Origin of the sequence: Pseudonocardia sp. C8, from assembly GCF_014267175.1 — a bacterium.
In the GTDB taxonomy this organism is placed as follows: domain Bacteria; phylum Actinomycetota; class Actinomycetes; order Mycobacteriales; family Pseudonocardiaceae; genus Pseudonocardia.
The window spans coordinates 2,624,335-2,638,793 of record NZ_JACMTR010000002.1 but is presented as its reverse complement, the minus strand read 5'-3'; the positions used below and the strand labels follow the sequence as shown (position 1 = coordinate 2,638,793).

The window sequence follows — 14,459 nt, the reverse complement described above, 5'->3', positions numbered from 1 at the left end:
TCAGGCTCCTTCGCCGGTCTCGTCGGACGAGGTGAGGCCGGCCCGCCGGTGGCGCAGCCGGCCGCGTAGCGCCGCCGTGCCCGCCGGGTCGGCGCTTCCGTCACCGGCCAGCGCGACCCCGTAGACATCGCGGGCCGCGACCACCGACACCTTCCGGTTCGCGACGTCGGCGGCGACCCGCTCGGGTTCGCGGTGCAGCGGATCCCCGAGCCCGCCGCCGCCCTGCCAGTGGGTGAAGTACACGTCGCCGGCCCCCAGGTCGGTCTCCAGGTGCGGGGGGACGGTCTGCGCGGTGCCGCCGAGCTCGTCCAGGGTCTGCGGTATCCGCCCGGCAGCCAGCTGCGCACGCGCCGAGGAGTCCCGGACCAACACGTCCCACTGGGTCGCGGCCGGGTAGCCGCCCGACAGGCCCGGCGACTGGGGCACCGCCTTGCCGTTCGCGGACACGACCAGGTGCACCTGGCCGGCCGGCGAGTCGTGCGGCACGAAGCAGCTCGAGGCCCCGACCCCGCCGCGCCACCGGCCCGCGCCGCCGGAGTCGGCCTCCTCCCGGCGCCACAGGTAGAGCATCGGGAAGCTGAACTCGTTGATCTCCACGTCGGCGATCCGGCCCATCGGGATGCAGTTCTGCCCGCCGGTGTCGACGCCGTCGCCGTCCACCTTGGCGCCCATCCCGCCGGCCATCGAGTCGCACAGCATGGTCGCGAACCCGTTGCCGCGCTGGTCGACCCCGGCGAGCAGGGCGAGGTCGAAGCTGCCCTGGCAGACGCTCATCGCCGAGCGGGATAGCTCGGGATGGGTGCCGAGCATCGCCGCGACCGTCTCCGACACCGCGTTCTGGGTGGCCCAGGCCGAGTTGACCGACGCCTTGCCGATCCCGGCCGGGAACGTGCAGTTGTTCAGCGTCCCGGGTTCGCTGATGATGTCGACGCAGCGGAACACCCCGCCCGGTGACCACGAGATGTCCGGGCACAGCATGGTCAGCAGGATCGGCAGCAGCCCGCCGCGCAGCCCGGCGTACGTGCAGTTGATGATGCCCTCGACCTGCGGGTCGGTGCCGGTGAAGTCGAAGGTCAGCCGGTCGTCGCGCTTGGTCATCGCCACGACGATCTTGTGGATGTCGCGGTCTCCGGCCCGGGCACCGTCCTGGTGGGCGACCGCGGACCAGGTCCCGTCGGGCAGCGTGCGCAGGCGGTCGCGCAGCCTGGTCTCGGTGTCGGCGGTCATCTTCTTCATGACGGCCTTGACCGTGGCCGGCCCGTAGGTCGCGATCAGGGCACGCAGCCGCTCGTGCGCGACGTTGTTCGCACCGATCTTGGCCCGCAGGTCGAGCCCCACCAGCTTCGGCACCCGGGACCGGCGCAGGTACATGTCCTCGACGTCGGAGCGCAGGCGATCGCCCTCGACGATCGTCACCGGCGGGATCGGCAGCGACTCCCAGAACACGTCCCGGCCCTCCACCGACCAGCTGCCGGGCGAGACCCCGCCGAGGTCGACCTGGTGCGCGACGACGCTGGTCCAGCAGAACAGCTCTCCGTCGCAGAACAGCGGGGCCAGCACGGTCACGTCGTTCTGGTGCAGCCCGCCGCCGACCCACGGGTCGTTGAGCAGGAACTGGTCACCGGGGCGGATCCCCGGGTTGGTGGCGCGGTGTTGCAGCGTCCACCGCACCGCCATGTCGAGCGCGGACCCGAGCTGGGTGTTGTAGAGGCCGACCTGCACGGTCTCACCGGCCTCGTCCATGATCCCGGTCCCGAAGTCGTTGCAGTCGGTCACGACGACCGAGCCGGACATCCGCTTCACCGCGTCACCCATGTCCTCGGTGATCGCGACCAGCCGGTGCCGGACGACCTCGTAGGTCAGCGGGTCGACGTCGGTGCCCTCGGGCACCCGGTGCAGCGTGACGTCGCCGAACATGTCGCCGGGCGGGAGCGGGTGACCGCCCTGGGCGAACCGTTCGGAGCCGGCGACGGGGACGGCGGCCATCAGGAGACCTCCTCGGTGTCGGTGTACCGGACGACGAGGTTGCCGAGCCGGTCGACGGTGGCCGCGGTGCCCGCGGGCAGCGCCACCGTGGTGGTGGGCGCCTCCACGACGGCCGGGCCGGTGATCCGGTGACCGGTGCACAGGGCGCGGTAGTCGAAGATCGCCGCGGTCTCGCGGCCGGTGCGGGCGTCGAGGAAGACCTCGCGGTGCCCGCCGGGCTCCGGGCCGGCCGCGGCCACGGCGTGGTCGGGCAGCTCGGGAGCGATCGGCAGGGTGCCGACCGCCCGCACCCGGTAGGTGATCAGCTGCAGGCCGGCGTCCGGGAAGCCGGTGCCGGCGCCGTACAGCGACTCGTAACGCGCCTCGAAGTCCCGGCCGAGCCGTTCGACGTCGTCGGCCGTGAGGGTCCCGGCGGCCACCGGCGTGGAGACCTCGGCCAGCTGCATCGTGTAGCGCAGGTCGGCCTCGCGTTCGTAGCGGGTGCCGGAGAAGCGCAGGTCCTGGTCGGCGAGCCGGGCGGCGAGCTCGGCCTCCAGCTCCGCGAATACCGCGTTCACCGTGCCCGCGTCGACCGGCATCGGGGCCGGCTGGGAGCGCTCCGCGGTGAGCACGATGTCCGACGCGGCCAGGCCGTACGCCGAGAACACCGCGGCGGTGGAGCCGAGCGGGACCACGACCTCCCGGATGCCGAGATCGGCCGAGTAGCTCGCGCAGTGCATCGGCCCGGCCCCGCCGAAGGCGTACAGGGTGAACGCGCGGGGGTCGTGCCCGGAGTTGACGACGACCTTGCGGACGAGGTCGGCGGTCTGCGCGTTCTGGATCGCGTAGATCGCGGCCGCGGCGTCGTCGACGCCCATCCCGAGCGGGGTGGCGACGACCTTGTCGATCGCGTCCCGGGCGGCGTCGACGTCGAGCTTCTTGCGCCCGCCCAGGAAGTTGTCCGGGTTGACGATGCCGAGCACCAGGTCGGCGTCGGTGACGGTGGGTTCCCAGCCGCCCTCCCCGTAGCAGGCGGGGCCGGGCCGGGCGCCCGCGCTGCGGGGCCCGACCTTGAGGTTGCCGGCCGGGTCCACCCAGGCGATCGCACCGCCGCCGGCGCCGATGGTGTGCACGTCGACCGTGGGTGAGCTGATCGCGTACTGGTTGAGCACCGTCGACGTGGTGGTCACCGGGCTGCCGTCGACGACCAGCCCGACCAGGAACGTGGTGCCGCCCATGTCCGTGGAGATCACCTTGTCGGTGCCCAGGGTGGCGGCCATCCGGGTGCAGCCGACGACGCCGCCGGTGAGCACCGACCCGATCGTGGTGATCGCCCGGGAAGGGGCGTCGGCGGCGCTGACGCAGCCTCCGGAGCCCTGCATGACCAGCAGTGCCCCGGTGAACCCGCGCTCGCGCAGCCGGGCCTCCAGCGGGCGCAGGTAGCCGCCCAGCCGGGGGCCGACCTGGGTGTTCATGATCGTGGTGACGCTGCGGGCGTACTCCCGGATCCGCGGCGAGACCTCGCTGGACAGCGCGACGTAGAGGCCCGGCGCCTCCTCGGCGATCAGCTCGCGGATCCGCTGCTCGTGGGCCGGGTTCCGGAACGACCACAGCAGCGACACCGCGATCGCCTCGATGCCGTCGGCGACCAGCTCGCGGACCGCGGCCCGCACGCCCGCCTCGTCCAGCGGCACGATCACGGCGCCCTTGTGGTCGATCCGCTCGTCGATCTCGACGATCCGGTGGCGCGGGACCAGCCCGGCCGGCTTGCCGGTGCGGGCCATCTGCTGCACCTCGTCGGCGCCGAGCCCGGCGTAGCGGCCCTCCAGGTTCATGATGCTGATCGAGTCGGCGTGCCCGCGGGTGGTCAGGAACCCGACGTCGGCGACGTCCCCGGTGACCAGGGAGTTCAACGTGGAGGTGGTGCCGTGCACGATGTAGTCGGTGTCGGCGAGCAGCTCGGCCACACCCAGGCCGAGCTCGTCGGCCAGGCCGTCGACGGCGTTCAGGAAGCCCTCGGCGAAGTCGGGCGGGGTGGACGGGGTCTTGGCGGCGGCGAGCCGGTTGTGCTGGTCCGCGGCGAAGGCATCGGTGAAGGTGCCGCCGGTGTCGATGCCGATGACGTACGGCATGGTTCGCTCCTCTCGGTGCCGGACGGCACCGGTCAGTTCGGATGCGCAGCTCCGCAGGCTCCGTGCTCAGTACCGATGCGCAGCTCCGCAGGCTCCGTGCTCAGTACATGACGTTGACGGCCTTCAGCTCCGTGTAGCCGAGCAGCTCCTCGAGGCTCTCCTCGCGGCCGATCCCGGAGCCCTTCATGCCGCCGAACGGCACGTTCGGGAAGTGCCGGGACGAACCGTTGATCCACGTGAAGCCGGCCTCGAGGGCGTCGACGACACGGTGCGCGCGGCTCACGTCCCGGGTCCAGACGCTCGCGGTCAGCCCGTAGCGGACGCCGTTGGCGATCTCGACGGCCTCCGCCTCGCCGTCGAAGCCGATCACCGACAGCAGCGGGCCGAAGACCTCCTCCTGCGCGATCCGGGAGTCCGGTGCGACCCCGGTGAAGACGGTCGGCGCGACGAACAGGCCGCGGTCCTGCCCGGGCGGGCGCCCGCCGCCGGTGACGACCTGCGCCCCGCCCGCGCGGGCGATGTCGATGTAGGACAGCGATTTCTCGTACTGGGCGCGGTTGATCATCGTGCCCTGCTCGGTGGCCTCGTCGAACGGGTCGCCGATCCGGCGCCGCTCGATCCGCTCCACGACCCGCCGGACCAGCTCGTCGTGTACCTCGTGCTGGACGAGCAGCCGGGAGTTCGAGCCGCAGGACTGGCCGGACCAGGTGAAGTTCATGCCGGCGACGGCGCCGTCGGCAGCGGCGTCCAGGTCGGCGTCGGCGAACACCACCATCGCGTTCTTGCCGCCGAGCTCGAGCGTGACGTCCTTGACCCCGGTCTCCGCGGCCGCCCGTTGGATGGCCCGCCCGGTGGCCTCGGAGCCGATGAACCCGATCCGGCGCACCAGCTCGTGCCGGACCAGGGCGTCCGGCACCGTGGGGCCGTCGCCGACCACGACCGAGAGCACGCCGGGCGGGAAGATCCCGGCGGCCAGCTCGGCCATCCGCATCGCGGACAGCGGCGCGACCTCCGGCGGCTTGAGGATCGTCGGATTGCCCGCCACCAGCGGTGCCGCGACCTTGCAGGCGAACATCAGCGGGTGGTTGTAGGGCACGATCCGGGCGACGACGCCGACCGGCTCGCGCACCGTGACGTGCAGGCCGCCGGGGCCCGGGATGGTGCTGCCCTTCAGCTCGAGCACCTGCCCGGCGAACATCCGCAGGCTCGCGACGCCGGCCGCGACGTCCGCGCGGGAGTTCGAGATCGGCGAGCCGGCGTCGGCGGTGTCGAGCAGCGCGAGCTCCTCGCCGTGCGCCTCGATCGCGTCGGCCAGCGCGCACACCAGCCGGGCCCGCTCGGCCGGCGGGGTGGCCCGCCAGCCGGCGCGCGCGGCGTGCGCGGCCTGCACCGCGGCGTCGACGTCGGCGGCGTCGCCGTCCGGGACCTCGGCGATGGCGGTCTCGGTGTACGGGCTGGTCCGGGTGTAGGTCGCCCCGCTGCGGGCCGCGGCGAGGGCGCCGCCGACGAGCATCGGCCAGTCACGGTCGAGCAGTGCGGCGACCTGCGGCGGGAGCGGGTGGGTGGCCACCTCGGTCATGACGGGTCTCCTTCCGGGGGCCGGTCGGTGCTCATGCGGGCAGCCGGCGGACGAGGTGGTCCCAGACGGCGTGCACGGCACGCGGGGGGTAGATGTGGGCGCGCTTGTCGGCGGCCTCGGCGGCGTCCGACCAGCCCGGCCAGCCGCCGAAGGCGTGGGTGAGCATCTGCTGATGGCAGGCCCGCTCCAGCACGACGGCGCGGACGACGGCGGTGGGCAGGTCGGGCCCGACCGTGACGATCCCGTGGTGGACCAGGAACAGCGCGTCCGCCTCACCGAGCTCGGCGGCGACCTGCTTGCCGAGCTCCGGGGTGAGGATCAGGTCGGCGGTCGCGGTGAAGCGGGGCACCGCGGGCGGGACGAACATCGTCGCAGCGTGGCTGACGGGCCGTAGCGGCTGCCCGGTCGCGGCCAGCGCGACGGCATGCGGTGGGTGGGTGTGGACGACGGCACCGGCGTCCGGCCGGGCGGCGAGGATCTCGGTGTGGATCGGGTACTCGCTGTGCCGGGCGCCGTCACCTGCCAGCACCGTCCCGGCGGGGTCGACCAGGTGGACGCGTTCGGGGGTGACCTCGCCGAGGCCCCACTCGGCCGACTTGATCCAGATTCCCTGGTCGTCGCGGGCCGAGGCGTGACCCCAGATCAGGTCGTCCTGGCCCTGGCTCGCGAGCACGCGGGAGGCGGTGGCGACCAGCGTGCGGACGTCTTCCGTCATCGGTGACGTGTCCTCTCTCCGGCGGGATGACGCGGCGAGAGTACGAGCCGTCAGAGTCTTCGGTCGAGACTTTCTGTTCTGCTCAGCAGAAACTAGGCGAGGATCCCGGACAGCCGGGCGACGGCGGCGCCGAGCAGCCCGGCGTGCGCCCGTTCCACCGCGGGGGTCGACCGGACCGCCGGCGTCGCGACGCTGAGCCCGCAGCGCAGGCCGAGCGCGGCGACCTCGGTCCCGACCCCGACCGAGCAGACGCCGGGCTCCATCTCGCCGCGGTTGCGGGCCCAGCCCCGCGCGCGGGTCCGTCCCAGCTCGGCCAGCAGGCGGTCGAGGTCGACGATCGTCGCCGGGGTCTGAGCCCGCAGCTCGCGGCCGGCGTAGAGCTCCCGGACCCGGTCGTCGTCGTAGGTGGCGAGCATGGCCTTGCCCAGGCTCGTCGCGTGCGCCGGGGTCAGCCGGCCGACCCGGCCGGTCACCCGCAGCGCCGCCGGCGACTCGACGACGTCGAGGTAGCGCACCGCGGTCCCGGACAGCACCCCGAGGTGCACGGTCTCGCCGGTCTCCTCGGCGAGCCGCTCCAGCACGGGGCGGACGGCCCGGGCGACGTCGAAGGAGTCGGCGGCGGCCGCCGCGATGCCGAACAGCGCCGGGCCGGGGCGGTAGGCCCGGGTGTCCGGGTCCTGCACCGCGAAGCCGCGGTAGACCAGCATCGCCATCAGCCGGTGGGCCGTCGACTGCCCGACGCCCAGGTGCGCGCGCACCTCGGAGAGCTTCAGCTCCCGCCGGTCGGCGAGCTGGGTGAGCACCTGCAGGGTGCGGTCGACCGACTCGATCGGGTACTGCGGGGCGGGTGGCCCGGCGGGGCTTCCGGACATCGGACCAGCCTACCGAGCGCCGCCGGGCATCGACGCCGCCCAGTCCAGGTCGCGGCCGACCCGCTCGGCCGTGGCGACGACGGCGCGCCCCCACTCCGGGAGCCGGTCGCGGCGGTAGCGCACGGTCGGCATCGCCAGCGAGACACCGGCCGGGCCGGGACCTGCCGACACCGTCCCGGGCACCGCGGCGCCGACCGCGATGAGCCCGGTCTCGGTGCGCTGGTCGTTCACCGCGAACCCGCGCCGCCGCACCCGCCGCAGGTCCCGCAGGAGCACGTCCGGGTCGGTCACCGCCGAGCCGGCGTAGAGCTCCCGCACCGCGGCCTCGGTACGGGTGGCGAGCACCGCCCGTCCGGCGGACACCAGGTGTGCCGGCAGGGTCCGGCCCTCCCGGTCGCCGACGCGCAGCACCTGGTCGCACTCGACCGTGGCCACGAACCGTGCCTGGTCGCCGAGCACGACGACCAGGTTCGCGGTCTCGCCGGTGGTGGCGGTGAGGCCATGCAGGTGCGGCACCGCGATCCGGCGCAGATCGGCGACCGGTTCGGGAACCGTCGGGCGACGCAGTAGCGGGCCTGCGACGTAGCGGCGCCGGTCGTCCTGCTCGGCGAAGTCGCGGTAGACCAGCATCGCCAGCAACCGGTGCGCGGTGGAGCGGGACACCCCGAGGCGCTCGGCGGCGTCGGTGATCCGCAGTGACCCCTCCTGCAGCAGGATCGTCGCCAGGTGCAGGGCATGGTCGACCGAGTCGATCCCGTAGGCCGGCTTGTTCTTCATGGCAGAACGAGAGTCTTGTCAGCGGATGTCGTTGTCAAGGGGCGCGCGCCGCGACCGGCCCCACGAACCGCGCAGAACCGGCGCGGACCGCCGGGCGGCGTTAGCCTGTACGCCACCTTCACCGAGCAACGACGCCGGGGGTGGCGTGATGGCCGACGACGGCCGGTCCGCAGGTGCCGCGACGGCGACCGAGCTCCCGAGCCGCCACCTCCCGGCGGTGCCGTACGCCGACCTCCCGGAACCCCAGGGACTGCGCCGCTACCTCGGCGCGAGCGTCATCCTCACGGCCACCGCACTCGGCTCGGGTGAGCTGGTCCTGTGGCCGTACCTCACGACGCAGGTCGGGCTGGGGATCATCTGGCTCGCCGTCGTGGGCATCACGCTGCAGTTCTTCCTCAACATGGAGGTCGAGCGCTACACCCTGGTCACCGGCGAGACCGCGGTGACCGGGTTCTCCCGGCTGTGGCTGCCGTGGGGTGTGATCTTCGTGCTGGGCGCCGTCCTGCCGAACCTCTGGCCGGGCTGGGCCTCCAGCGGGGCCACCGTCTTCACCTTCATCTTCGACCTCTCCGACTCGGCGGTCCCCGTCGTCGCGACGATCTTCCTCGTGTCGATCGGCCTCGCGATCACGGTGTCGCCGGTGATCTACCAGACCCTGGAGAAGGTCGAGGGCGCGATGGTCGCCCTGATCCTGATCTTCGTCGTGGCGGCGATCGTGGTGGCGACCCGGGGCGACGCCTGGGCGTCCGTGGTCACCGAGATCCCGGACGGGGTGGCCGGTCTCCCCGGCGTCGTCAGCCAGGTCGGGGCGGCGTCGCTGTTCGGCGCCATCGTCTTCGCCGGTGCGGGCGGGGCCAACAACCTCGTCCAGAGCAACTACATCCGGGACAAGGGCATGGGGATGGGCGTGCGGATCCCCAACATCGTCTCCCCCGTCACCGGCCAGGAGGTCGCGGCGCCGTCGCTGGGGTTCATGGCCTCCCCCACCCCGGAGAACGAACGGCGGTGGCGGCAGTGGTGGCGGGTCGCGAACCAGGAGCAGCTCCTCACGTTCTGGTTCATCGGCGCGCTGCTGCTGGTCTCGCTGGCCGTGCTGGTGTTCTCCACGGTCGGGGTGGATCCCACGCTCGAATCCGAGCTCACGTTCATCCAGGCCGAGGGCCAGGCGCTCGGCACGCTGATCGCCCCGTGGTTCGCGACGGCGTTCTACGTCGCCGGCTTCCTCATGCTGTTCTCCACGAACATCGGCGTGATCGACTACGTCAGCCGCCTCGCCGGGGACTCGCTGAAGATCAGCTTCCTCAAGGAGAGCAGCTTCTGGAGCGAGAGCAAGATCTACATCACGGTCGTGTGGATCATGATCGTGGTGGGATCCGGGATCATCTGGACCGGCATCGAACCGGTCGTGCTCCTGGTCATCGCCTCGGCCGGCGGCGGTTTCGTGATGGCCTTCTACTCCGTCCTGCTCATCATGATCAACCGGAGGTTCCTGCCGCCGTTCGCCCGGCTAGCCGGGTGGCGGCTGCCGGTGATGGTGGTCGTCGCGCTGTTCTACGTCGCCTTCTCGGTGTTCCTGATCTACCAGATGGTCACCGCGGGACCGGCCTCCGTGGCCTGACGAGGAGGTGGGTGCCGTGCCGGGAACGCTGCGCAGGCTCTGGCTGACGCTGCTGCTCGCGCTGACGATCTTCGCGGTGCTCACCTCGGTCGCCTACGCGACGGGGCTGCTCGGGTGATCCGCGGGAGGTCGGTGCCCGCGGACACCGAGCCGCGCACCCCACCGCTCACCGGGCGGATTCGCGCCGATCGATGAGGAAGGCGCTGACGAGACGCACGTTCTCGCCCGGGCGGGGGCCAGATCGTGCAGATCGACGAACTGCGACCAGCCGGGACGCACGCTACCGCCCCCACCAGGGCAACACCGTGCAGATCGACGAACGACGCTCCACCGAGCCGCACCGTATCGCCCTCGCCGGGGCAAGATCGTGCAGATCGACACGCCGCGACCGTCCGACACGCACGCTACCGCCCTCACCGGGGCCACACCGCGCAGATCGACGAGCCCCGGCCGCCCGACCTGCACGTACCTGCCCTCACCGGGGCGACACCGCGCAGATCGACCAGCCCCGACCGGGCGAGACGCACGTATTCGCCGTCACCGGGGCCACCGCGTGCAGATCGCCACGCGCCGGGCCGGGCGGGGAGCGCGTTCTCGCCCCACCCGGGGCGGCGGCGGGCTGATCGACAGCGCCCCCACCGGGCGTCCGGCGCGTGGAAGCGCAACGGGACGCGTCACCGGTCGGGCAGGACCTCTCGGGCGAGTTCGGCCAGCGCGCGGCGGTCGTCCTCGAGGGCGATCCGCCCGGCCCCGGTCAGCCGGTAGACGCGCCGGGCCCGGCCGTCCACCACCTGCTGCTCCGACTCGAGCAGCCCGTCACGCTCCAACCGGTGCAGCGTCGGGTACAGCGTGCCCGGGCTGATGTCGTAGCCGTGCGCGGCGAGCTCCTCGCTCATCCACGCGCCGTGGATCTCCCCCTGCGCGGCGTGATGCAGGATGTGCAGCCGCACGGCGCCCCGCTGGAACTCCCGCACCCGCCCTCCCCTGGCGAACCCGATATCGCCGCCCGAGTATCCCACACACTCCTCGGGACCAGATATCGCTTGCCGATATCGGGCAACGATGCCAGACTGGTGAGCCTCACTCCGACGGAGGGATCCGTGATGGACGTCGTGAACGTGCGCTACATCGTCGAGGACGTCACGGCGTCGATCGACTTCTACACCCGGCACCTCGGGTTCGCCGTCGAGACCGACGTCGCTCCGGGGTTCGCCGTACTGTCCCGCGGCGCGCTGCGCCTCCTGGTCAACGCCGCCGGCGGGCCGGGTGGCGCCTCCCGCGCGATGCCCGACGGGCGCATCCCCGAGCCGGGCGGGTGGAACCGCATCCAGCTCATCGTCACCGACCTGGGCGCCGAGGTGGACCGGCTGCGGGCAGCGGGTCAGCGCTTCCGCAACGACGTCGTCGTCGGCCGCGGCGGGTCGCAGATCCTGCTCGAGGACCCGGCCGGAAACCTCGTCGAGCTGTTCGAGCCGGCAGCCTGACGCCGCGCCGCCCCCGGGGCGAGGCCGGGCCGGACCCAGAGCGAAGCAGAGCCGGGCGAGGCCGGCCCAGAGCGAAGCCGGGACGAGGCCGGGTACGAGTCAGCGCCCGTACCAGCCCGTGACGCACCCGCTGCGCCGCCCGGCGGCGTCGACCGCGGCGGTGTCGAGCGAGCCGGCCACGGTACGGACCGGCAGCCACGCCGCGCAGTACTCGTGCCCGTAGCGCTCGAGGAAGTCGGCCAGGTCCTCGGAGGACACGGCCGGCTCGTCGACGCGCGGCTGGATCCTGGCGAGCCGGCGCGCCGGGGACAGGCCGTGCTCGCGCAGCACCTCGGCCGCGGCGCCCTCGACCGCATCGCCGCATTCGGCGAGCACCACGATCCCGAGCCGGGGTCCGTCGGGCCGGAAATGCCGGCGGAGGAACTGCAATGCGGCAGTGCGGTCGCGGTCCATCCACCGACGATAGCAAGTACTAGACACCGCAGCGGACTGTGATGTAACTTGCTGTGGCCGCGTTCACAGCGGCACGTCGGCCCGCCGCGACGGCGCGGACGCACAGGAGGTGCGTGAATGACGGAGAATCAGGTGCGAGGTCCGGTGGAGGAAACCGGCGACGCGTCGACCACGGGAGCGGAGAATGCGCGGCGCCGACGATCGGTGTTCCTGGTCGCAGCCGGAGCGACGACCCTCGAGTACTACGATTTCATGCTCTACGGCCTCGTCGCGTCACTGATCTTCGGCCAGGTGTTCTTCCCGGTCTCGAACCCGGTCATGGGGACATTGCTCGCCCTGGGCAGCTTCGGGGTCGGGTTCGTGGCGCGGCCGCTCGGCGGCGTGCTCGCCGGTTACTGGGGCGACCGGCACGGCCGCCGCCCGGTCCTGATCGCCTCCATGGTCGCCATGGGGTGTTCCACCGTCCTGGTCGGACTCCTGCCCGGCTACGACCGGATCGGGCTGTGGGCCCCGGTCCTGCTCGTGCTCCTGCGCCTCGTCCAGGGACTGGCCGCCGGCGGCGAGAGCGGCGGGGCCGTCGTGTACGGCGTGGAGTCGGCCCCGCGCAACCAGCGCGGCGTCTACGGCAGCTTCTCCGGTATGGGGCAGAGCCTGGGCGCGCTCCTCGCCATGGTGGTGTTCCTCCTGGTCTCCTCGGTGATGTCGGAGGAGGCGCTGACCGCGTGGGGCTGGCGGATCCCGTTCCTCATCGGCGGCGTGCTCACCCTCGTCGGCATCGTGCCGCTGCTCCGGACACCGGACACCCGGGAGTTCGCGACGCAGGTCGAGAAGGTGGAGGCACGGCAGCGGCGCCCGCTGCGGATCCTGTTCCGGCAGCATCCGCGCGCGCTGCTCCTGGCGACCGGCCTGAGCCTCGGCACCAACGGAACGATCTACATCCTGCTGACCTACGCGGTCTTCTACGCCAAGGACCACGGCTGGGCCACGTCCCAGACGGTGCTCGGGCAGGTCGTGCTCACCGCGTCGGTGACCGGGTGCATCCTCTTCGCGGGCGTGCTGACCGACCGGTTCGGCGCCGCCCGGCTCATCGTCGTCGCCGGCGTCGCCATGGCCGTCTTCAATTTCGTGCTGTTCGGTGCACTTTCCGGGGAAAGCGTCGTCGCATTCTTCGTCGTGTTCGCCGTGGCCGGTGCGATCGACTCGTTCATCACCGGGTGCACTCCTGTGTACTTTGCGAGCCTGTTTCCCGCATCGGCCCGCTACAGCGGCGTCTCCATCACCTATCAGGCCGGGGCGGCACTCAGCGGATTCGCCCCGGCGCTCGCGGTGTTCCTCTACGAGGTGTCCGGCCGCGCAATGTGGTCGGGACCCGTTCTCGGCCTTGTCCTGCTCACCCTGATGGTAACCTGCACGGTGCTTCTCCGGAGCAGCGCGAAACAGCTCGACGACACGACCGGGCAGCTCGCGCCCGGGGAGCGGAGCCGGGCATGAACGACACGTCCACCTGCTCGCCGCGGACCGCGTCACCGGTCCCGCCGGGCAGCCTCCGGGAGACGATGCGCCGGTTCGCCACGGGGGTGGCGGTCGTCGCCACGACCGACCGGGGCTCGACGTACGCGGCCGTCGTGAACTCCTTCACCTCGGTGTCGCTCGAACCGCCGCTCGTGCTCGTGTGCCTCCAGGTGGGATCGCGCACCTGCGAGGCCCTCCAGCGGCGGGGCGCGTTCAGCATCTGCGTCCTCGCCGACGAGCACCGGGAACACTCCCAGCGGCTCGCCCGGTCCCAGCCGACCAGCGACGACGACGCGTTCGAGGTCGTCGACGGCCTGCCGACCATCCGGGGGACGCTGGCCGGCCTGCTGTGCGAGGTGGAGTCGGTGCAGGTGAAGGGCGACCACGTCATCGTCGTCGGCTGCGTGGTCCGCACCCACCATGCGCAGCGCGAACCGCTGGTGTTCTACGACGGGCAGTACCGCATGCTGGACGGTCAGGCCGCGCCCGACTCCGGAGCGGTCACCGCGACGAAGTGAGCAGCCGCCTGGGGCCGCAGGCGCCCGAGGACGTCGCGGTGGACGGCCAGGGCGTCGTCCCGGGCGTCGGCGTGCGGCGTCCACTGGCGCGGGAGCTCCGGATCCAGCTCGGCGAACGACCGGAAGGCGTCCAGCATCTCGGTGCACGCGACGAACGCCTCCTCGTCGGACATCCGGGCTCCCGCGCCGACGTCCCGGTACTTCTCGGTGAACCGCCGGTAGCGCGTGGTGAGCTCGTCGAGCTGCCACAGGTGGCCGAGCAGGGCCGCCGGCACGACGTCGTCGTCGAGGCGGGCCCTGAAGATCGCGACCGCGTCCGCGATCCCGAGCAGCTCGGCGTAGTCCCGGACCTGCCGCAGGTAGTCCCGGGGTGCTGCCCACACGGCGTCCTGCATCTGGCCAAAGCCGTGGAACCGCAGCTGCTTGACGAACTGGGACCGTTCCGGCTTGCGGCTGTCCGGCAGGCCGTGCCACACGAGCGTCCAGGTCGTCGGGGGCTCGTCGGCCGCGACGAGCGAGGCGAGCCGGTTGTCCGCGTCCTCCAGCAGGTGCAGCGTCCGCGGGGTGAGCGTGTAGGACACGGTCCGCCCGTTGCGGTGCGGTTCGGCGAGCCCGCGGTGCACCATGCGGTTCAGGGTGATCCGGGCGGTGACGGTGGCGACGCCGAAGCTCCCGAGCAAGCTCACCAGCCCGCCCGACCACATCGACGCCGTCCGCGGCTCGAGGTAGGCGCCGAACATGCTGAACAGCAGGGACTGCGGCGTCGGGTCGACGAGGTCGTCGCCGGTCGAGGTGGCCACATCAACGTCCTTCGGTCCGCCGGAGTCCGGGGCG

The 14,459-nt window shown here is 72.5% G+C and carries 13 protein-coding genes; 4 read left to right on the top strand and 9 right to left on the bottom strand.

Features of this window, described 5'->3' with window-relative positions:
* The 6 genes from H7X46_RS12815 to H7X46_RS12790 form a co-directional block, all read right to left on the bottom strand.
* Positions 1 to 1,986, bottom strand: coding sequence for a hydantoinase B/oxoprolinase family protein (locus tag H7X46_RS12815; protein WP_186359623.1), 1,986 nt, complete (start codon positions 1,984 to 1,986; stop codon positions 1 to 3).
* On the bottom strand, positions 1,986 to 4,097 hold the full coding sequence (locus H7X46_RS12810) for a hydantoinase/oxoprolinase family protein (RefSeq protein ID WP_186359622.1): 2,112 nt from the start codon (positions 4,095 to 4,097) through the stop codon (positions 1,986 to 1,988). Before H7X46_RS12810 ends, H7X46_RS12815 begins: the two co-directional genes overlap by 1 nt.
* 100 nt (positions 4,098 to 4,197) lie before the next feature.
* Entirely contained in the window at positions 4,198 to 5,676 is a 1,479-nt protein-coding gene (locus tag H7X46_RS12805) for an aldehyde dehydrogenase family protein (protein ID WP_186359621.1), read from the bottom strand.
* A gap of 31 nt (positions 5,677 to 5,707) precedes the next feature.
* Positions 5,708 to 6,391: a class II aldolase/adducin family protein gene (locus H7X46_RS12800; protein ID WP_186359620.1), complete on the bottom strand. Its 684-nt coding sequence runs from the start codon at positions 6,389 to 6,391 to the stop codon at positions 5,708 to 5,710.
* 92 nt (positions 6,392 to 6,483) lie between these two features.
* Positions 6,484 to 7,263, bottom strand: a complete 780-nt coding sequence (locus tag H7X46_RS12795; protein WP_186359619.1) for an IclR family transcriptional regulator — start codon at positions 7,261 to 7,263, stop codon at positions 6,484 to 6,486.
* 9 nt (positions 7,264 to 7,272) lie between these two features.
* Complete coding sequence (locus H7X46_RS12790; protein WP_186359618.1) at positions 7,273 to 8,040, bottom strand: IclR family transcriptional regulator; 768 nt, start codon at positions 8,038 to 8,040, stop codon at positions 7,273 to 7,275.
* A 148-nt stretch (positions 8,041 to 8,188) separates the two neighbouring features.
* Between H7X46_RS12790 and H7X46_RS12785 the strand changes: the two genes are divergently transcribed.
* Positions 8,189 to 9,658 (top strand): Nramp family divalent metal transporter, encoded by a 1,470-nt coding sequence (locus tag H7X46_RS12785; protein ID WP_186359617.1) that lies wholly within the window; start codon positions 8,189 to 8,191, stop codon positions 9,656 to 9,658.
* A gap of 674 nt (positions 9,659 to 10,332) precedes the next feature.
* On the opposite strand, the gene H7X46_RS12780 is transcribed toward H7X46_RS12785, so the two are convergent.
* Positions 10,333 to 10,632, bottom strand: a complete 300-nt coding sequence (locus H7X46_RS12780; protein ID WP_186359616.1) for a PadR family transcriptional regulator — start codon at positions 10,630 to 10,632, stop codon at positions 10,333 to 10,335.
* A 129-nt stretch (positions 10,633 to 10,761) separates the two neighbouring features.
* On the opposite strand from H7X46_RS12780, the gene H7X46_RS12775 reads away from it, so the two are divergent.
* Entirely contained in the window at positions 10,762 to 11,142 is a 381-nt protein-coding gene (locus H7X46_RS12775; protein ID WP_186359615.1) for a VOC family protein, read from the top strand.
* A 99-nt stretch (positions 11,143 to 11,241) separates the two neighbouring features.
* On the opposite strand, the gene H7X46_RS12770 is transcribed toward H7X46_RS12775, so the two are convergent.
* Complete coding sequence (locus H7X46_RS12770) at positions 11,242 to 11,595, bottom strand: hypothetical protein (protein WP_186359614.1); 354 nt, start codon at positions 11,593 to 11,595, stop codon at positions 11,242 to 11,244.
* Between the two features lie 117 nt (positions 11,596 to 11,712).
* Here H7X46_RS12770 and H7X46_RS12765 point away from each other — a divergent pair, with 117 nt between their 5' ends.
* A complete protein-coding gene (locus tag H7X46_RS12765; RefSeq protein ID WP_186359613.1) occupies positions 11,713 to 13,086 on the top strand; it encodes an MFS transporter in 1,374 nt (457 codons plus the stop codon).
* Positions 13,083 to 13,625 carry a flavin reductase family protein gene (locus H7X46_RS12760; RefSeq protein WP_186359612.1) on the top strand — a complete coding sequence of 181 codons (543 nt, stop codon included), beginning with the start codon at positions 13,083 to 13,085 and terminating at the stop codon, positions 13,623 to 13,625. The genes H7X46_RS12765 and H7X46_RS12760 overlap by 4 nt, the downstream gene beginning before the upstream one ends.
* On the opposite strand, the gene H7X46_RS12755 is transcribed toward H7X46_RS12760, so the two are convergent.
* The gene (locus H7X46_RS12755; protein WP_186359611.1) at positions 13,583 to 14,425 is read right to left on the bottom strand and encodes a PaaX family transcriptional regulator C-terminal domain-containing protein; all 843 of its coding nucleotides are present in this window, start codon (positions 14,423 to 14,425) and stop codon (positions 13,583 to 13,585) included. The genes H7X46_RS12760 and H7X46_RS12755 overlap by 43 nt on opposite strands.
* Between the last annotated feature and the right edge of the window lie 34 nt (positions 14,426 to 14,459).

Excerpts from the sequence above, each read along its gene's own strand:
- H7X46_RS12810 (WP_186359622.1), bottom strand. The coding sequence starts at position 4,097 with ATGCCGTACGTCATCGGCATCGACACCGGCGGCACCTTCACCGATGCC.
- H7X46_RS12815 (WP_186359623.1), bottom strand. The coding sequence starts at position 1,986 with ATGGCCGCCGTCCCCGTCGCCGGCTCCGAACGGTTCGCCCAGGGCGGT.
- H7X46_RS12760 (WP_186359612.1), top strand. The coding sequence starts at position 13,083 with ATGAACGACACGTCCACCTGCTCGCCGCGGACCGCGTCACCGGTCCCG.
- H7X46_RS12805 (WP_186359621.1), bottom strand. The coding sequence starts at position 5,676 with ATGACCGAGGTGGCCACCCACCCGCTCCCGCCGCAGGTCGCCGCACTG.
- H7X46_RS12800 (WP_186359620.1), bottom strand. The coding sequence starts at position 6,391 with ATGACGGAAGACGTCCGCACGCTGGTCGCCACCGCCTCCCGCGTGCTC.
- H7X46_RS12775 (WP_186359615.1), top strand. The coding sequence starts at position 10,762 with ATGGACGTCGTGAACGTGCGCTACATCGTCGAGGACGTCACGGCGTCG.
- H7X46_RS12770 (WP_186359614.1), bottom strand. The coding sequence starts at position 11,595 with ATGGACCGCGACCGCACTGCCGCATTGCAGTTCCTCCGCCGGCATTTC.
- H7X46_RS12785 (WP_186359617.1), top strand. The coding sequence starts at position 8,189 with ATGGCCGACGACGGCCGGTCCGCAGGTGCCGCGACGGCGACCGAGCTC.
- H7X46_RS12790 (WP_186359618.1), bottom strand. The coding sequence starts at position 8,040 with ATGAAGAACAAGCCGGCCTACGGGATCGACTCGGTCGACCATGCCCTG.
- H7X46_RS12765 (WP_186359613.1), top strand. The coding sequence starts at position 11,713 with ATGACGGAGAATCAGGTGCGAGGTCCGGTGGAGGAAACCGGCGACGCG.
- H7X46_RS12795 (WP_186359619.1), bottom strand. The coding sequence starts at position 7,263 with ATGTCCGGAAGCCCCGCCGGGCCACCCGCCCCGCAGTACCCGATCGAG.